This is a genomic window from Pleomorphovibrio marinus (assembly GCF_003347495.1).
Taxonomy (GTDB): Bacteria; Bacteroidota; Bacteroidia; order Cytophagales; family Cyclobacteriaceae; genus Pleomorphovibrio; species Pleomorphovibrio marinus.
Genome location: NZ_QCXY01000004.1, coordinates 201,359 through 220,200, shown reverse-complemented (window position 1 = coordinate 220,200; position 18,842 = coordinate 201,359). Strand labels below are relative to the sequence as shown.

At 42.1% G+C, this 18,842-nt stretch carries 16 protein-coding genes and 2 tRNA genes; 11 read left to right on the top strand and 7 right to left on the bottom strand.

Features of this window, described 5'->3' with window-relative positions; genetic code table 11:
* Positions 1-120 precede the first annotated feature (120 nt).
* The 3 genes from DB520_RS12450 to DB520_RS12440 all read right to left on the bottom strand — a co-directional run bounded on the left by DB520_RS12450 (position 121) and on the right by DB520_RS12440 (position 2,758).
* On the bottom strand, positions 121-1,566 hold the full coding sequence (locus tag DB520_RS12450; RefSeq protein WP_114750050.1) for a M48 family metalloprotease: 1,446 nt from the start codon (positions 1,564-1,566) through the stop codon (positions 121-123).
* Positions 1,567-1,769: 203 nt separating this feature from the next.
* Positions 1,770-2,222, bottom strand: coding sequence for a hypothetical protein (locus tag DB520_RS12445; protein ID WP_114750049.1), 453 nt, complete (start codon positions 2,220-2,222; stop codon positions 1,770-1,772).
* 101 nt (positions 2,223-2,323) lie between these two features.
* Positions 2,324-2,758 (bottom strand): DUF1801 domain-containing protein, encoded by a 435-nt coding sequence (locus DB520_RS12440; RefSeq protein ID WP_114750048.1) that lies wholly within the window; start codon positions 2,756-2,758, stop codon positions 2,324-2,326.
* 387 nt (positions 2,759-3,145) lie between these two features.
* Here DB520_RS12440 and DB520_RS12435 point away from each other — a divergent pair, with 387 nt between their 5' ends.
* Both DB520_RS12435 and DB520_RS12430 read left to right on the top strand, forming a co-directional pair.
* On the top strand, positions 3,146-3,373 hold the full coding sequence (locus tag DB520_RS12435) for a hypothetical protein (RefSeq protein ID WP_114750047.1): 228 nt from the start codon (positions 3,146-3,148) through the stop codon (positions 3,371-3,373).
* Positions 3,374-3,727: 354 nt separating this feature from the next.
* Positions 3,728-4,678: a succinylglutamate desuccinylase/aspartoacylase family protein gene (locus tag DB520_RS12430; RefSeq protein ID WP_114750046.1), complete on the top strand. Its 951-nt coding sequence runs from the start codon at positions 3,728-3,730 to the stop codon at positions 4,676-4,678.
* Between the two features lie 27 nt (positions 4,679-4,705).
* Here the strand turns inward: DB520_RS12430 and DB520_RS12425 are convergent, their stop codons facing one another.
* The gene (locus tag DB520_RS12425; protein WP_114750045.1) at positions 4,706-5,752 is read right to left on the bottom strand and encodes a glutathione synthetase; all 1,047 of its coding nucleotides are present in this window, start codon (positions 5,750-5,752) and stop codon (positions 4,706-4,708) included.
* Positions 5,753-5,795: 43 nt separating this feature from the next.
* Positions 5,796-7,625: a flavohemoglobin expression-modulating QEGLA motif protein gene (locus DB520_RS12420; RefSeq protein ID WP_114750044.1), complete on the bottom strand. Its 1,830-nt coding sequence runs from the start codon at positions 7,623-7,625 to the stop codon at positions 5,796-5,798.
* Between the two features lie 286 nt (positions 7,626-7,911).
* On the opposite strand from DB520_RS12420, the gene DB520_RS12415 reads away from it, so the two are divergent.
* The 4 genes from DB520_RS12415 (at position 7,912) to DB520_RS12400 (ending at position 13,562) form a co-directional block, all read left to right on the top strand.
* Positions 7,912-8,220 (top strand): hypothetical protein, encoded by a 309-nt coding sequence (locus DB520_RS12415; RefSeq protein ID WP_114750043.1) that lies wholly within the window; start codon positions 7,912-7,914, stop codon positions 8,218-8,220.
* Between the two features lie 260 nt (positions 8,221-8,480).
* A complete protein-coding gene (locus tag DB520_RS26650; protein ID WP_157972055.1) occupies positions 8,481-8,639 on the top strand; it encodes a hypothetical protein in 159 nt (52 codons plus the stop codon).
* 230 nt (positions 8,640-8,869) lie between these two features.
* Positions 8,870-9,607 (top strand): fibronectin type III domain-containing protein, encoded by a 738-nt coding sequence (locus DB520_RS12405; RefSeq protein WP_114750041.1) that lies wholly within the window; start codon positions 8,870-8,872, stop codon positions 9,605-9,607.
* Between the two features lie 19 nt (positions 9,608-9,626).
* On the top strand, positions 9,627-13,562 hold the full coding sequence (locus DB520_RS12400; protein WP_114750040.1) for a T9SS type A sorting domain-containing protein: 3,936 nt from the start codon (positions 9,627-9,629) through the stop codon (positions 13,560-13,562).
* Between the two features lie 55 nt (positions 13,563-13,617).
* Here DB520_RS12400 and DB520_RS12395 read toward each other — a convergent pair whose 3' ends face one another.
* Together DB520_RS12395 and DB520_RS12390 are read right to left on the bottom strand one after the other, a co-directional pair.
* Positions 13,618-14,730: a site-2 protease family protein gene (locus DB520_RS12395; RefSeq protein ID WP_114750039.1), complete on the bottom strand. Its 1,113-nt coding sequence runs from the start codon at positions 14,728-14,730 to the stop codon at positions 13,618-13,620.
* Positions 14,720-15,352, bottom strand: a complete 633-nt coding sequence (locus DB520_RS12390) for an HAD family hydrolase (protein WP_114750038.1) — start codon at positions 15,350-15,352, stop codon at positions 14,720-14,722. The genes DB520_RS12395 and DB520_RS12390 overlap by 11 nt, the downstream gene beginning before the upstream one ends.
* A 271-nt stretch (positions 15,353-15,623) precedes the next feature.
* On the opposite strand from DB520_RS12390, the gene DB520_RS12385 reads away from it, so the two are divergent.
* The 5 genes from DB520_RS12385 (at position 15,624) to DB520_RS12365 (ending at position 18,687) form a co-directional block, all read left to right on the top strand.
* A tRNA-Val gene (locus tag DB520_RS12385) sits at positions 15,624-15,698 on the top strand.
* Positions 15,699-15,768: 70 nt separating this feature from the next.
* A tRNA-Ile gene (locus tag DB520_RS12380) sits at positions 15,769-15,842 on the top strand.
* Between the two features lie 313 nt (positions 15,843-16,155).
* A complete protein-coding gene (locus DB520_RS12375) occupies positions 16,156-17,433 on the top strand; it encodes a hypothetical protein (RefSeq protein WP_114750037.1) in 1,278 nt (425 codons plus the stop codon).
* Between the two features lie 118 nt (positions 17,434-17,551).
* Positions 17,552-18,439 carry an RES family NAD+ phosphorylase gene (locus tag DB520_RS12370; RefSeq protein WP_114750036.1) on the top strand — a complete coding sequence of 296 codons (888 nt, stop codon included), beginning with the start codon at positions 17,552-17,554 and terminating at the stop codon, positions 18,437-18,439.
* Entirely contained in the window at positions 18,436-18,687 is a 252-nt protein-coding gene (locus DB520_RS12365; protein ID WP_114750035.1) for a hypothetical protein, read from the top strand. The genes DB520_RS12370 and DB520_RS12365 overlap by 4 nt, the downstream gene beginning before the upstream one ends.
* Positions 18,688-18,842 lie beyond the last annotated feature (155 nt).

Genomic DNA, 18,842 nt, shown 5'->3' with positions numbered 1-18,842 from the left:
GGCCTTCAGGATGTTTAGAGTTGGAAATCTTCCGTAAAAGTTATATTAACGCCCATTCCAATCCGTTAGCCAATTTTAAACCTGAAGGTTTTGAGAGGGAGTTAATTGCTTGATCCTATCTTACTTCTCCACCACCTTAATCATCGTCCCTCCATTTAAAGATGCGTCCAAAGCCATGCCGTTAAGGATGGCCAATTCTTCTAGCCGGTCATCAGGGATATTATAAGCCTTTAATGCCTGTTGGAGGGTCATGTTTTTTGACAATGTTTTGATTCTTACCCGTTCCGGCTTTCGGTTAAGTTTATCCGTATCTTTCAGCTCCTTGAAGTTCTGCATGGTATTTAGGAATCTCGGATGGTAGTTTTCAAAATTTGAGCTTTTGGAAATCCCCATTATACGATAGAAATATTCTCCTTGCTGGATAAAATAAGCCTGAAGCCGTATGGTCGCATTATCCTGTTTTTGTTCTGCCACCAAGCTGAGAGCTTTCAACCCATGGTTAGTTTCTTCCTTTGTAGAGATCAAATCCAGCTGATTCTGTTCAATAAATTTGTTGGCGATTTCTTTTAGGGAATTTCCCTGTGCCAGTGTCAACATCATCACGGCTTCACCGTTTTTTGGTGCCATTTGTACCTGTTGTGGGGTGTTTTGGTAGTTCCAGTCAGCAGGAATGGGAAACTGAAACTTCAACTCCGGATGGAAAAATGTGCTGTTTTCCACAAATCCCTGCTTTGGGTCTTCCCCATAGGTCAATCCATCAATTATTTTAAGGTAACTTTCACGGTTTACCGCAAATTCTCCCTCATTCAGTTTTTCCTGCCATTCTTTTGCCAATTGTGCGACGGTCACATTTCTGTCTGCAGGGGAGGGGTGAGTAGAGAGGAATTCAGGAAGAGGACTGCCTCCCCCTTTTTCCTCCTGTCTTTCCAAGGTCCTGAAAAACCCGGCCATTTCTGCTGCATCGTAACCAATACGGGTTGAATATTCCACCCCTAATTTATCGGACTGTCTTTCAGCACCCCTGCCAAAACTGAGCATGGCAAGCTGTACACCCTGGGATAAGGGTTCCATAAATTGTGAAAGTTCCGGGATTAACACCACCCCAGCAATCATACCCAGCTGACCCAGCATGGCATTACGCTGCTGTATCACAGAATGCCGGGCCGTCACGTGGCCAATTTCATGACCCAAGACCCCTGCGAATTCTGCTTCATTGTTAAAATGTGCCATGATACCCCTGGTAAAATATACAAACCCTCCGGGAACGGCAAAAGCGTTGATCACCGGGGAATCGACAATTTTGAACTCATAATCCAGTTTCGGTCGGTGAGAAACAGCTGCCATCTCTTTCCCCTTTTCAGTGATAAATTCCTGAAGTTCCGGATTCTCATAGCGTCCAAAAAAAGCAATGATTTCCGGATCTGCCTGTTGACCCATCCTAATTTCCTGCTTTTCGGACATCAATACCAACTGTCTTTTACCTGTCACCGGGTTTCTTGCGCAGCCCGTCAGGAAGGCCATCCCGATGACCACTAACAGGGGATAATGATATAAGTATTTTATCATGATAGATTTTACAAGTAAACAAGACCCAGGTTTCCCCGATATTGAATAAGTTAAATGAGGAGACTAAAAACTTAAGATTACGGTTGGTATACTGTATACAGGGAAACTGGTTTACGGATAAGGAAGAATAAATGACTTCAAATTAAAATGGTCAATATTTTTCCTCTTCTGCTCATGTAACTCCAAATATTCCCAATAGTATATTATTCTGCTGGGGTACTGGGGGTTGTTGTTGGCTCTGCCTCCTTCGCAAGAATATCATAATCCCCTCGCAAGGCCATTAGAGATTGCCTTTCTTCTTCAATTTCCTGCTTGCGTCTAAATCCAAATAACCTGAAAACCGAAGCGGGAGCACACCATCCCTCAAAGCCATGCTGCAGGAGGAATCCGGCTACTGCTGTAGGAAGAATGTACCATTTTTTATTAGAGGCAGCCCCTAGAATCATTCCGCTCAAAATGGCGGCTGAGGCATTTACCGCCAAAACTTTCTCCAGATTCCATTCCTTTTCCAATTCCTCAAGCCTTAGGTTTACTTTTGAAGAGAGGTTCCCATATTCACTTAGGATTTTTTGGGTTCTTTTGTTGACGTTCTTGCTTACTTTGGTGGAAGGGAGGTCTTTTAAGTTTCCCAGTTCATTCTTTTCCGTATTTTCCATGAGCTATTTTATTTTTTTTTGAAATAATTTGCCCTAATCGGATATCCGATTAAGGTATAACTCTTATTCTCATTCAAATTCTGTGCCTCTTCAAAAACAGTTCATGAGGAGTGTTGCTTCCCATATTTTTCCTCCAAATAGTGTATGGTCGTTTGCACTAGTAGACCCAGTTTTTGAATATCTATATCCTCCAATTTTTTGATATAGATACATGCTTTACCCATTTTGAATTTCCCCAAATTCTCAACAAGATGGAAGTGTTCCTCCAATCCCGTAAAAACATACAAAGATATGGCCGATTTGCGTGGAGAGAAGCCAACCAAAGGTGCATCTCCTTCATGGCCACTCGCATACTTGTAATGGTAGTGTCCAAATCCAATAATACTTTCCCCCCACATTTTGGGTTCCTGCCCTGTAAGCTTAGTGAATAGGGAGAGGAGTTCCAGGCTGTCATTTCTCTTTTTTTCCGAATCCACAAATTCTTTGATGAATTCATGCACATCTCTTTCGGTGGGTTTGGTTTTGTTTGTAGCCATTTTCTTAAAAAAGTTGATATCTGATCAATTTAGGATTTTTCGTTATCATTTCAATCATTACGAAGATATTTACTCCTGCTGGAAGGATTTTCCTATTCCAAAGAGCTGCATCCTGGTGCTTTTATGGTCAAATTCTAGTTTAATATTTATTCTTACTACATGGTTTTTGTCATAGGGGCGTTAGGGCGGCCCTGCGCATGATTTTACGTTTAATTTGAATTATCATTGCCTTAAATAATGATTAAATATTATATTTTTATTATTTAATTTTAAAAATTGATACTATGGAATAATTTTTGTCAATTTAGGAAAAGTATCTGATTATTATGTTTCCTAAAATAGGAGTAGTCAGCAAGCTAAAATCATTAATTACTAAACCAAACTATTATGAATGATCAAAAGAATGAAGGAAAAGTTGCAAAAGAAATTGAAAACAAGACAGCAGTAATTCCGTCTGACGTCTTTCTTTGGACGTCTATAGCCTCGATGGGTGTTTCTTTAACGCTTAAGCTGTTTGGAAAGGATAAATTGGCACTGTTCGTCGGACAGTGGTCATCTCCCTTTTTGTTGATGGGCGTTTACAATAAAATTGTAAAAACAGAAGGATCGGATTAAACTGACCTTTGTCAATTCTCTCCGTAAGCGTCATGGCCAAATTACTCCGCTAATATTTTCCCCTACATTCGGAGTTCTGGGTTGTGGCCTTACGGTAGTTTTCTGAAGTAAGGATTTTTATTATCCATTACAACGATTACCAACAAGTCAACTACTAATCCAACAAAAAAACCACAGGAGAAATATGAAACGCCCCCATATCCTGAACCACTATTAATCCATTAAAGGTAAAGTAATGCCCATGGTATAATTTATTGTAGTGGGGTTATGGACAGTATTAGAAGAGGAGGCTAAGCAACGAATGGTTCAGCATCATATAAAAAAAGAAAGCAAAAAATAATATTACTCCGAGGAATGATGTATCAAAAAACCGAAAGCAGCAATGTAATGGCGATAAGAAGGGTTATAGGTTCGTATCCCCAGACCATTATTATTCCCGGGCCAATCCTTCTGGTAAGTGGAGCTGTTCATGGTAACGAACCCAGTGGCCCACAGGCGATAAGAAGGGTTATGGATAAACTTGAAGTGTTAAAGCCGACGATAAAAGGGAAAATCCTCGGTGTAATAGGCAACCTAAAGGCCTTAATTGATGGCAAGAGGCTTATCGACCGGGACCTGAACAGGATATGTACTCCTGAGATCGAAGATGACCTAATTAGTACCAGGCATCCCGGATTCCACGAGGCGGATGAGTTCAATTCCCTACTTTCCATAGTGTATGAAATTGAGGCGGAAAAGGATGGCTCGACAATAAGATTTATGGACCTGCATACCACTTCTTCCCCTTCCGTACCCTATATCAGTGTCAACAAAAGGCCTGACAGCCTGAATTTTGCCAATCAAATTCCCTTGCCTGTGGTGTGTGGTATTGAAAAATTCATTCCGGGACATTTTGATCATTATCTAACCCTTAGGGGCCATTTGGGGTTTACGCTAGAGGCCGGACAGCATGATGATCCCAAATCAGTGGACCATCACGAATCGGCTATCTGGGCCACTTTGGTGGTTGCTGGAATGATGGAAGAAAAAGATATCCCTGATTATCGCTCCCATTTAGCACTTCTTATTAAAGAAGTGTCGGTGACAGATGCTGTATATGAGGTCATTTACCGACATGAGATCAGTCCAGAAGATGGATTTGTGATGAAACCGGGCTTTAAAAATTTCGATAAAATCAGCCGAGGGGAGTTGCTGGCTTATTCGAGGGGACAGCAAGTGCTATCAAATTGGAATGCCTATCTTTTTTTGCCATTATATCAGCACCAAGGGAGCGATGGATTTTTTGTTGTCAAAAAGTGCCAGTAAACCTATCCATGACCCCGACGGTGTCCTTCACAAATCCAAGGTTGCGAGAAAAGCATTAGGCAATTTGCCTTGGTAATAGTGTTTAAAATCAATTTTTTTCTCAATGGCTTTGATAATCTCGTTGGAAAATTTTTCCTTTTCCATTCTTTCCATGCTCACGATGCCCCCGGGACTGTCCAGGTTCAGCTCCATGATTTTGTCTCCGACAATGTCTATGCCAGCCATAAACATACCATCCCTGATGAGTTTGGGGCCGACAATGGCACATAGCTTTTTGATGTTCTCTGTGATTTTTACCTTGGTAGGCTTTCCGCCTGCATGAATGTTACTTCGTATGTCTCCGCTTTTATTCACCCGCTGCATAATTGCAGGTTTTCCTTTTGTCTCCAGAATTTTTCCATTGACCATGATTACGCGGGTATCTCCATTTTTCGCCTCTGGCAAATACTCCTGGGCAATTACGTAGCCATATCTGGAAATGGTTTCCAAGATCTGGTTGAGGTTGGTGGAACTGTCCATCAGGAAAACATCCTTTCCGCCAGAACCCTGCAGCGGTTTCACCACGATTTTTTCCTTTTCTTTGGTGTAAAAATCCCTGATTTCCTCTACATCCCTGGAAATAATGGTCCGGGGCCTGACCTCTTCGGGGAAATGCTGAAAATACATCTTGTTGTATGAGGTCATCAGGGAATAGGGGTCATTCAATACCAGTACGTCTTTTTCCATGGCTATCTGACCAAAAAGCATTCCCGCTGTTTTTGCCCAGGACCTGTCTCCGTTTTCCTCACAGGGGTTGTTTCGCAGGAACAACACATCCAAGTCCTCTGAAGAGATAGGTAATTTTTCTCGTTTAGGGTCTTGAAACTGTTTTAAATAAGTACTGAGGTTCCTGGGTTTTATTTGGGGTGCCTTTATTGCATTGATTCGCATATGGCCGTTTTCCAAATAGCTCAGCTCCCCGATGCCAGCGATATAAACGTCATGCCCCATATTTACGGCCGTATTTGTCAATAAGGTGGTGTCATACCACTCATCCTCGGTGGAGATCTGGTTTACTAAGAATCCTATTTTCATCGTTGGTTTATTTATAGGTCGTGTAATAATTGGTTTGGTTCAGCTAGTTTATCATTTCTAATAGTGGTAGCCCCCTTTTCACCCTGTTCAACCGTTCTAACGGCTTAGGCTGCTTTAGAAACCGTGGTTGTAAAGGAGGCGGGTTCAAGATTTTTCTCACCTGCAATTCTTTGATAAGGGGAACATGGTTCAATGCAATTTTCCCCACATATAGGGGGGGCAGTTCCCCGTCATTTTGAAGGTGCTTAATCAGTGAGATAAGTCCCCGTAGGTAGATGATGTCCTTGGTACATCCTCCGCCCTGATAAATCCGAGCACTTATTTCAAAGGCGGGCTTCTCATCGAATTGATAGGTATTGGTCAAGAGCTTAAACGTTTCTTGAAATTCATGTCCCTCAATGAGGCTGTGGGCGGCCACTACTCGCCCGGCCAGCATCCTCATCCGGTCACTGGAAAGTCCCCCCACCAAATACTCCGATAACACCGCCAAGCCTTCCTGTAATTCCTCGTACCCGGCAAACCCAGTACTCATTTGGCGAAATGGCTGTGCCTTTCCGTTGTAAAAGGTAAGTACATGTGTTCCGATCTCATGATGTACCAGGGCCTCCACCCTGTTTTTGGGCACTTTGAAACTTTCACCAATATATAACTGCCCCTGGGACACAAGCATACCCACTACATCCGGTTTGATTTCCACCTTAGCATCCATAGCTGTAAAGTACTGCTGATAATAGGATACCTCTTCCCGGCATTTTTCGGCGAGATAGTGACAATCCACCCATTCTTCGTCCTTATTTTTTTCGGATGGTAAACTTTTTAAAATCGATACAGCTGTCCGGTAAAGGGCCTTGTCCACAGAACTGTATAGCCGTATACTGCTGAACAAGAAATTCTTTGTGCCCCTTTCTTTAAGCATAGTCACCTGTTTATCTATTTCCTCCCTTTTTGCTGAAAAAAGTAAGTTGATCGTCGGATCCTCTATGCTTCTGATGTCTATTTTAAAAAGTTCCTCTTTTATTTGGTCTGGGTCTACAGGTAAAAAACGGTATAGAAACTTGGGTTTGGACTCAAACTTCTTGTCATGGAATTCCTTCTTTGCCTCCATAGTATTTATGGGAGAGATAAGCAGCAGGAATTGGTATTTAGTTTCCAGTTCTGATAATTGTTTGTCTATTTTCCAGACGGAGGGATTAATGGTAGTACTCCCTAGTGTATGATAATGCTGAATGCCTAAAGAAGTGTAGCCCCGGATAAAAGAAAAAATGCATTTCCTCAAAATTTGTGAAAAAGCAATCTTAAAATTACGAAACTCCAGGTAGTAAAACTCACCCTTCTTTCTGTCTAAAAAAAAAGGTGGGATTTCCAGCCCCAGCAACAGAATTCCTGCCTCCTGACACTGATCTAATGTAAGCAGAGGAGGGGAATTGGGGGCATGCCGCATGCGGGTGTATTCGACCTTAACCCCTAATCGCCTGTGTTTTCCTGTATAGGTTTTCAGTCCTAGGGCCAATGTTTCAATAGTTGAAGGCACAATGTCTTTGGGAGCAAATATTGAAAAATCAGTACCTCCTTCTTCACCAATCCATAACTCCAGAACCAGGACTGCCCCTACTTTTTGGGAGATCTCCTTGGAAACATACTTTATGATTTGGGTGGTTTCCTCGTCCTGCTCTTCGGTTTGGGGTGAAATGAGATAGGAAGATTCACCTAAGACCAACCGGATACTTTTGTCCTCCAAAGATGCATAGCGGTACACCAGCAGGTAGGGAAGGAGCCTTTCCTTTTTTAGCTTACCACAATTTTCCAACTTGATATTGACTTGAGACCCTTTATTTAGGTATTCGTTTAGGGTGTTTTTAATACTTTCCTGCATGATGGAGACTATTGATTGCCTTCTAGAAATTCGAAAACGGATTTCCGATCATGCCTAACCACTAAATACATAGTTTTTAGGCATCAATTTTGAATTATTCAATTGAAAGGCATTAATTATCTTACAAATAACAGACCATCTTATTTTTATTTAGTTTTTCTGGATAAGATTTAATGCATTTTTATTGTTTATTGACAGCCTAAGGCATGGATATTGACGATAAAATGAATGGGAAGGTATAACTAGACTTTCCCAATTATCATTTGTAAATCAATAATCAGAAACCATGGAAAAGAGAAATTCAAAAAAAGAAGCTGCAGATAAAGGCACCACGGCATCAACAGACAAAAAGCTGGATAATACGGAAAACCCTCATGAAATTACCGAAGAGGATATGGAGGCCCTAGGGCCCAAAGACCTTAGTATGGATATGGGGGCGGATGAGAAACTCAAACAACGGCAACAAGAAATTGATTTTAGCGGTGGAGAAATGGACGTTCCGGGAAGTGAGCTGGATGATGAGCAGGAGGATATTGGCTCAGAAGATGAAGAAAACAATCATTACAGTCTTGGAGGAGATAGAAAAGAGGATTGAAGGGGCTTTTTGTCGATTAAATTGAGCTAGGGCTTTACCTATGCAATTCGGAAATGAAGGGTTCCGCAAGGAGAGAAGTTTATGAATGGGCTTTTTCCGATAGTGGGGAATAAATTTGTCTTACCTTAATAAGTATTGATGTGAGTGATGTGGCCAAGGAAAATCGAATCAGGTCAAAAGTTGAGTTAATGCTGCTTGGTCATTCCCATAAAAAAGCAGTGGTTCTATCAAAAAAATCGCTAAGCATTTTCCTTCGGACCATGAGTAAATCAAGGGGAGGTACCTCACACTTTTCCTACATACTACGGCACCTTGGCATAATTGCGGGTGGGGAGCAAATAATAGGTGTGGGGTCTTGGCAAGGCTCCAAGGTTGTTTCCATCAAGTCTTTCCCCAAAATAACGGAAAACCAGAAATAATAGGAAAAATGTCCAAACAAACCCTTTAATCTTAACTTCCAATTAAAAAATAGGGAATCTAAATTCCTTTTCCTATGCTAACATTAGTTGGTTAAGGATATTTTTTTGAAGTATAAATATTATATAATTCTGGGGATCAAAAAATAAAAAAATAAATTTTTTAAATCAATCGAAATTCTTTTACATTAGTGCAGTTTTTTTAGGTCGTCAATGGTGGTAGTTGTTTAGGTATGGAGAGGAGAAGGGGGGTGCGGAATGAATTTTTTGTGTGGAAAAATTGGGCGTATTTAGCGTTTTGCCTCGGGTTTTTAGTTGCCTGTCGGGATGAATTGGAGCTTACTGTTCCACGCGTCCAGACCTTACCAGTTAGTGGTATTCAAGAAAACGCTGCCATCCTATTTGCAGACATAGAAAGTATGGGAGGTGTTGCTAGCCTTACAGAGAGAGGCTTTCTGGTTGGAGCGCACGATTCCCCTACTGCCATGCGGTTGGTAGCGGAAGATCTTGAAGGTTTAGATAGCCAATTTACTGTAGAAATTTCCGGACTAAAATCAGGTTCTGCTTATCGTGTAGTGGCCTATGCGATTAATTCTATAGGAAAGGGTGAAGGAAAGCCTATCAGCTTTACAACCTTACCCGGTCTTCCGGAATTAGATGAGACCACCATTCGGCATATCACGGTTCATTCTGTGGAAGTAAGTGGAGATGTCGTTCATGATGGAGGTGAACTTATCCTGAAAAAGGGGTTTTGTTGGGCGCTACATCCCGACCCAAGCTTGCAATCGGACTTTCTGGCATTGGAGGAGAATGCGGTATTTTCAGCGAAAATTACCTCACTACAGCCGGGAACAACCTATTATGTAAGGAGTTTCGCTGAAAACCGGATAGGTATAGCCTATGGAGAAGTCGGAGAATTTTCAACAGCCGAGCACTTGCCCGATGCCCCTACATTTCCCACCCTTGACTAAATCAAAATCTTAGTTGACTATGAAAATCTTACTATTTTTGGCGATTGCAATGTGCCTGGTGTTTCAGGGAATTGGGCAACAGGTTAGCTTCAGTTTACATGCTTTTTACCTATCAGAAACAGGGGAGCTTTGGGGTTGGGGTAGCAATAACTTCGGTCAGCTGGGAACCGGGGATATGATTTCAAGGAGTAAACCGGTCAGAATTGAACTTGATTTTGAAATAAAAGAAATCTATGCAGGAGAAGAGTTTAGTGTAGCCTTAGACAAGGAGGGTAGAGTCTGGACTTGGGGTGCCAAAATACCGAATGTGTTCTTTGCGGGTGAAGAAAAACATAACACAAAGCCAGTTCAACTTCCTTTTCCCGAAAAGATAAGGGACATGAGTGTGAGAAATTCGAGTTTGATTTGTTTAAGCGAAGAGAATACCATTTGGGTGCTGGGTGGAAATGACCATTTGCAACTAGGTCTTAAAGAAAACTTTTCTTTTTCCCAGCCTCAAGCAGCCCATATAGACGATAAATGGAAGCAGGTAAGCATAGGCCTTGATGCCAGTGTTGGGATTAAAGAAGATGGATCCCTATGGGGCTGGGGAGGGCACTCGATTACACATCTTTTTAATGATACCCAATTTATCACCAACAGTGCTGATCCCATACAAATCCACTCGGATAAAGGATGGAAAATGGTTGCTGTCAGCTATAGCTTAGGTGCTGCGCTAAAAGAGGATGGAAGTCTCTGGTGTTGGTCCGTCACACCACAGATAAACGGGTTGCCACATGGTGGTGGGCTGACTCAGCTAAAGCCGGAGATAAAGTGGAGTTCCGTAAAATGCCATTCAAGAGACTGCATGTTTCAAGATGAGGATAATGGGCTTTGGAAGATCGAGAATAGGGAGTTGGTTAAAGTGGGGGATGAATGGCAATACTATTTTACCGGAATCAATAATACCATAGGAATTACCAAGGATGGCAGCGTCTTTGCGAAAGGCCTCAATTTAGGAGGGATATTGGGTGTTGGAGATCCTGGCGAATATGATCTTCCGCAGCCACTGCTACCTGATAGAACATTCAAAAAAATTGGCGCTTCCCCTGGATATAACGGAGCCTATGCCTTGGATAGTGAGGATGAAGTATGGATTTGGGGAAGCCAGCATCCTGAACGTAGTTTTGTGCCGGATGGTACGGAAATTCGAGTACCTTATAAAACCTTCAGAAAGGGATATGAAAAATTGCATTATTCCCGAAATGGTGGAGTAGGGATAAAAGTGGATGGTTCACTTTACGCGTGGGGGTTGTTTCGACACTGGGAAAACAACCCCTTTATTACCAAATTGGACGAAGTACTTCTCTCGGAGGATAAAGATTGGGTGGATGTGCAGGGGAATGCGGATTATTTCCTGGTTCTTAAAGACGATGGTTCCATTTATAAAATCGGTAGCGTTCCAGGAGGACAGGACAGTAACTTCAGAAAGTTACCTTTTGAAGAACAATGGGAAAGTATGGTGGTGGGAACTGCATATACTATCCTGAAAAGTAGGATGGGGGGCTATTATATATATGATCCATATAGTTACGTTCAGTTCTGGGAACATCCACCTCATAAAGTTCAAGACCAATTGTATTGGTGGGTACCCTGGGGCCTAGGAGAAAATATTAATACCATAAACAGCCATGGTCATACGCTGGCTATCAATGATAAAGGGGAGCTATGGGGTTGGGGAGTTAATCACAGTGGTCAGCTTCCTTCTGACAAACAAAGAACGTTGGAGCCAATCCTATTAAGTGATACCAATGATTGGGAAAAGGCAGCCGCCGGAGGAGAAGGCTCTTTATACATCAAAAAAGACGGTACCTTGTGGGCTTCTGGAAGGAACATTTTTGATAGTGGCAAGGAAATCAATGGCCCCGAATTTCAGATCGTACAAGTAGGACAAGACAGCGATTGGGCAGAAATAGCAGCAAATCACGGAACCAATCTAGCCTTAAAGCAGGATGGATCGCTGTACGTTTGGGGAAGGGCAGAACATACCGGTTTAGCTTCAGGGTTCTCAGACTCTTTTGTAGAGGTTCAATTTCCCTGGACCCCAACGTTCGAACTGCCGGAAATAGGACTTCCTTCCATTGAATCACTGGGAATGGTGGAGGCGAAAGTTTCCGCATCGCTTAATGATAATGACTCGGCGCATCTCTTGAGCAAGGGTTTTGAATTCTACGACGCAGAGGTGTTAATCCCTGAAAACAAATTCTTATCGCAGGAAATCACTGGAGAAAATGTTGAGTTTGTGATTCATGGCCTTAAACCAGGGCGAGACTATTGGGTGGTCGCTTTTGCCGAAAATCAAAAGGGTAGGGTAGTGAGTGATCCTGTTATATTTACGACGCTTGCAGATAACCTGGCACCGGAGCTTGGCCCATTGCCCCAAGTCACTTGGTGGGAGGTAGGAAGCACTGGACTTGAGATTCCCTTAACCATCACCGACCACAGCCCGATCACTCAACTGAACGTGAGGTATAGGCCCATTAGATCGTATGAGGATGAAGAGGGCTGGGAAGCAAGTCAAAACCTGGTCGAAGTTATTTCGGACACCTTAAAGATAGACTATCGGTTAGCCCCGGAAGTTTTTGATGAATTGGGCGTGGAATACGTCATCAGTGCAGTGGATGAATTGGGCAATACACTTGATTCCAACCCCTTTTACGCATATAGGAAATACGGTGATGCACTGCCTTTATCGATTGAGCTTTCCCACATCGGGACTTCTGCGGAGGATTACAGGTTGCTTAGCGTTCCCCTCGAGTTGGCATCACCCAAAATTGATGATCACATGGGATTAGATTTTCAGGATTTTCACCCTGCACTTTGGAGAGTGTTTGGCCTAACCGACAATAAATTTATCGAATTCAACGGAGGAGATGATATCCAGATAGGAAATTCCTTTTGGTTAATTTCAGCGTTACCAAATACGCTTAACTTTAAGGGTAAGGTCCCTGAGGTACGTCAAGACACACCTTATCATCTCAAGCTTCAGAAAGGATGGAACATGGTGGGAAACCCCTATCTTTTTGATCGAACATGGTCCAGCATCTTGGATCATAATCAAAAACACCAACCCATTTCCAGTCCACTAGGGTTTGATGGAGCATACAGTGAACTAGATACGTTGCGGCCTTTCGAAGGGGCACTCCTATACAGTTCTGAAGCCCAGGTGCTACACATTCCTTTTAATCATGCACCTATACCGGAGCCCCGAATCCTCCCGGTTCAGCCTGCCGATGGGTGGCAGTTGAGATTTCGAGTAGAAGGTAGCGATGGAATAATTTCCCAAATCTCCGGTTTGGGTATGCGCAAGGATGCCTCCTTTGGTTTCGATAGCTATGATCTGCCCGAACCTCCCTACCTAGGGGAATATGCAAGTGTACAATTTACCGGTAGAAATGTACTTGAAATGCCACTGACACGCGAATTTATCCCTATAGATGAGGAAGGCGAATGGGAATTCAGCATCAATAGTAACGTAGAAAAGGCTACTCTTTTTTGGGAGATTGAAGGGCTTGATACTGAACAGTTGTTGCTCCATCTTGACCATGCCACTATAGATATGAAAGTAGTCAATCATGTGGTGGTAGAAGCAAAGGACAAGATCAAAGTAACTTATGCGAAGCATCCTGAAGTTCGTGAAATTGGGGAATTGTTGGTTTTAGTACCCTTTCCGAACCCCAGCCACTCAAAAGTTTCATTGTCCTATAAGCTAATGGCTGATGGGTTTATGAGCCTGAACTTGTATGACACTCATGGAAGGTTGGTAAAGGTGCTGAAAAGGGAGAACCAACAGGCAGGATCGTATTTGTTGGATGCCGACCTGAGTCATTTATCAAAAGGGGTGTACCAACTTCTTCTGATCCAGCAAACAGGAAGTTCCATATCCAAAATTTCCAAATCGCTTATTCTTCAATAAGATCTCGCCACAGGATGTTTATGCTATAGCATGTCTAGATGGTATACACGTGCTTTTACTTAATGATAAAAGGTTGAGGGGTAAAGCAAAGGATAAAGACGGCTATGGCGATAATGGCCAGAATCTTTTGGTTTTGGGAGAGGGGTCTTCCATCCATCACTTCCGGGTGGTTGATGCCCAGCAACCTGCCCACCAGGAAGGCGAAAAACAGCCATCCCCTATATCCTTCGATATCTGGGGACAGGCTTACAAGGCTATATTGCAGGGCGACCAGTCCCACCGCAAACAACCATTTGTTTTCGTTGGACAGCCCCGATTTTCTATAGCAGATATAGATAAATACCACATAGATGGGCAAGGCTATCAGCAAATAGTTGATGTCTTCATAGGGCGTCACCACTCCCAATCCCGCATAAAACAGGAATGCCGTATAGGCTCCCAGTGAGATTTGCCTGTGGTAGTTGGGAAACAACCCGAATACCACATGCCCCCCGTCGAGTTGCCCAATTGGAAGCAGGTTCAGGGCTGTGAAGAACAAGGCCAAATACCCCGCAAACAAATAGGGGAAATGGATAACTTCAGCCATGTTTGGCATACGTTCGGGATCTGCTAGCGTCTTTTCCATGGCCCAGAAAAGCAGGTTGTACCCCAACCGAAGGTCAAGTACTTCCTCCGGGTGGTTGTCCGCATCGTAATCCGGATCCGCATATTCGGGATGGATCTCATAGATATAGTCCGCCTCTGGAAGGTTGGTGAAGCCATAGAAAAGCACGGCCAGGGCCAACACAAATCCCGCCAGGGGACCGGCTACCCCTATGTCAAAAAATTTCTTCCTACTACTCACCAGACTTTTCATTTTGATAATGGCTCCGAAGGTGCCTATGGAGGGCGCCCCTATAAAGCCCAACCATGCTGGAATGAATATGGGTAGGGAGGATTTTATCCTATGATGGATGGAAGTCAGCAAGTGACCCAGTTCATGGATCAGCAATATTCCAATAAAAGGAATGGAGAAGTGCATGGATTTAAAGAAAAATTCCCAAGTGAGGGGTCGTTCGCTGGATAGGATACTTCTGCCAAACAACCATTCTCCCCCTGCCAGTGTGGTGGCCACGAGGGTAAGCAAAAATAGGCCTCCGTGCTTGAGATACTCCTTGTTACTGTACATCCGCAAAGAAGTTCATAAGTCCTTTAGGGTGATCGATGAGATGGGTTTGAATACCAACTACCTGGGCTCCCTCAAGGTTTTCCCTCAAGTCATCGAAAAAAAGGCATTCTTGCGGTTTTCCTCCTATGCGACTTAAAACTTCCTCATATATGGCCCTTTCGGGCTTTCTGAGACCTATTTCATGGCTAAGAAAAAGTTCGTCAAACAGCTTTGGCCATAAGCCCTCGGGCAATTTCTCCCGAAAAACCTTCTCTACCACCTCAAAGTGGATGGCATTGGTATTACTCAACATATAAATACGATAATCCTGCTTCAAATTTTGGAGCAAATCCAGTCTTTCTTGGGGAATATCTACTAGCAGTGCGTTCCATACCCTGTCAATAAATTCATCTTCCCATTCGGCTTGGAAAAACGTCCTTGCGGCTTCCCGGAAAGCAGCAGGGGATATCAGCCCTTTTTCCAATTCAAAATGTGGAGTCGAAACCATAAAGGCCGCAGGCAGGTTTTCTTTCTCCTTTGGAAGCCGGCTGTTTAGAAGGTCAAAAGTGCGCTTATAATCAATGTCATAGATAACATTGCCCAAATCAAAGATCAAATTCTTGATCCCTTTTAATTTTTTCATGAACTCAATTAATGTGAAACTAAAACCAAATATGAAACATAGACATCCCAAAAGCAAGGTGCCTTTAAAATATTAGGGGTTCTTTTGGGTTTAGAGAATAACAGGCCCATTGGCTTAATTGGTTCAGTTCGGGTCAGCTAGGTCCCGGGCTGCATACTCCAAAAAGATTTTCTTCCTGAAAATGAAGGGGCAATTGGAGTAGTGCAATATTTATCCTTATGTCACTTTGCGTAATTAAATTTTAACCCTACATTTGCATTCCGAATTCAAAGGGAATTTAGCTCAGTTGGTTCAGAGCATCTGCCTTACAAGCAGAGGGTCGGGGGTTCGAATCCCTCAATTCCCACTTGTTTTATTTTTGGGCCTAAAGCTCATCCCGATGGCTGTCGGGGGAAGATGCCAAGAAATATTAAAATGGGCCTATAACTCAGTTGGTTAGAGTATCTGACTCATAATCAGAAAGTCCCTGGTTCGAGCCCAGGTGGGCCCACAATTACGCTGATTATCAGCAAGTTACAAGATTTTGGTGCAAAAAACGTGCAAAAACACCAATAATCTTTAAGGGAATTGGTCCTGTCGGAATTGTCTGGCAGGACTTTTTTACGGCCCACTCCCAAAGTTAAAAAGGATCGTATTAGGGGATCTTGATCTTACCTAACGCCTAGCAACATTCCTGCCAATGAAAATGAAAACACTAGTTGAAGGTTATAATGATTTTCCTATATTTAACGGGGATTCCTTATCAGGCCATAAGGGAAAAAACCGCAAGGGTTGTGGTTAGCCAGTAGTTGTGTTGAATTTGAATGACCGACATTAAATTAAAATATAACTCGACCTACATAAGTATCAACCTGATTGATGAACTTGACTATGTTATAGGTGGCTATGGAAAGCCATCTGCTGTATTCATTTACTCGCTCAACGCTTTTTTAGAATCATTCATCTTTAGTGACTACTTTTACATTTCTGTCCAAGAAGCTAAACATTTTCAGATCGTTTCAAAGGCAATGTTTCCAGAAGGCAGGCCGATTTTTGAGTTACTTTCGAAATCAAAATGCCTTATGGCCATAGGAGGAATTGGAAATGATATTGGTACAGTCGTCAGTATGGGTCAGTTTGACCCCAAAAACCCAACGAGTTATCAGGAGCGGATTCAACATTACATTGAGAATGGTTTACCGACTGATGTTACACGGAGGAAGTATTTGATTATCCCGTCAACAAATGAAGATCCCAAAGAAATCAAATACTTAAATATTGGTAGGGTAGAAGATGGATATGTTGCCACCGAAAGCAATAATTCGCCTGAAAAATTCTACAATAAGCTTTGCGAGGTAACCAAACACTCAAATGTACAAGCCACGCTTCCTTACTATAGTTATGAGTATCAACTGAAAGATATTCAGACTAGAGGATTAGGAAGAGAGATCATCTCTAGGCTTTCAGATAGCTTCCAAAAAAGACAAAATAAGCTAGAAGAGTATTTTGGACAAACGAACCAAGGGATTCCTCCTTTAGTTTCGATTCTCCTTTCTCAGTGCAAATCCGTTGACGATTTACCGGAAAATATGCTGCAACTACGCAAAGACTTTGCCAACCTCCGAAATTCAGTATTCAACTATGAAAAACGCATCAATGAAGCAGAGAACATTAAAGAACAACTTGATGCCATTGATGAAGTCAATGAATTTTGGAACGTTTTTAATAAGAAGTATTCAAAAGACTCTAGGCTACTATATCAATTCTGGGAAATTGCAGATGAGTCGGGATATGAAAAATCTATTGACAAAGCTATTGATGCGGGAGATGCATCTGACATGATTGAAGATTTGAATGTCGGAAAAGTTGCTGGCAAGGGTGCTAAAAAGCTATTTGGCTGGTATAAGGAAAGACGAATTGTAAATAGATTTAGAGGAGTCACAGACATTTGGAAGCTTTTTGAAAATGGACCAAACTTTAAAAAACAACTGTCCGAATTTGAAAGGGTATTTAGTGTTAGAATAGATGAGAACGAACTCAGACAGCTGAACAAAAAGTTAAAAGAAATGAAACTCAACACAACAATGGCTAAGAAAACATAGAACAGATTAGGCTTACCGAAAGATTCTTTCATTTAACAGAGTTTGATCTCGGTGGACAAGTACGCAGGTCCGAAATGCCCTAAGTTTCTTATCCGAAGTCTGTTGGCATTAATTTAAAATGAACCACAGAAATATAATTGACGAATTGAAAAAAGTTGACTTCTCAACCGACAAACGAGATTTCATCTATGAAAGGCTTAAGAGATTAGGCAAGTTTGGAATAATTATCGCCACACTCCATAAAGGAAAGAGAATTATTCGTGCAAGATTATCAGAAAAAGAATCGTTTAAGAACGTTTCTCAGCTTTCATTCAAGCCCCAAGAATTTAATCATTCCTATCAAAGAGCAAGTACACCAAAACATACCATGTTCTATGGGTCCATGGTTCCAGAATTTGCGGGTAAAACTGAGCCAGAAACAGCTAGAATAACAATCTTATTTGAGCTTAGTGAGTTTGTTAGAAGCACCGAAACCGTAGGAGAAGAAGGCATTACTTTTAGCTCTTGGGAAGTTTCAGAAGATATTGAATTGCTTTCTCTTGTTCACCATAAAAATTTTGAAAGATCTACTGAATTATCCAAAAAGCTACAGGCGGATTTTGAAGACTTTGCCGAGAAACATCCGGATTTAAATGTAGCAACATTAGAAATCAGTGAATATTTAGGCCATGAATTTGCTAAGACAGAAATTCCAAATCACTTACATTACATGATTTCAGCTCTTTATTCAGAAATAATTTGTTCAAATTTTGACGGAATCCTTTATCCCAGTGTGCGACTTGCAGGAGAAGGAATAAATGTGGCGGTAAAACCAGAAAGTGTCAATAATAAACTGAATTTCCTTGGTGCTTCGGAGTGTACAGTATACAAAAACAAAAAAAGTGTTTTTGTTGGCAACGACAATCAGTCGACTCTGAACGGGAATGGTGATTTACAATTCTTTCAAATTGAAGATAATCATTTTACACCAAAGGATATTGGGAGAAAACAGGTTGGACTTTTATGACAAAAGATATACCTTATATAGCAGTTGAGTTTCCTAGTTACTTTCCTAAAGATTTCGGGGACTTTTTAACTAACGGAATTGAAAATGATCTATTGGACATTAGGGTTTTAAGGAAAGAACTAACCTCCTGGGCTGCTAGTGAATGGATAGTTCTAGGCTTAATTGCTGTTTATGTCCTTGTAATGCCAATCGAGTGGATGGCCGCAGGTCATAAGCCTGCGGAGCACCCCTCACACCAACGAGCCTAAGGGACTCCTACTCGGCGGTTCACTGGATTGGGTATTGTGTTTTAAGGTAATAGGAAAGCATCGATTCATACCCTTTTCTTTTTAGGTTTGACAAAGTTCCACCGCATTGGAGTATGGCTTTCTTCAGTGCGTTGATCACTCCAAACCACCCTTCC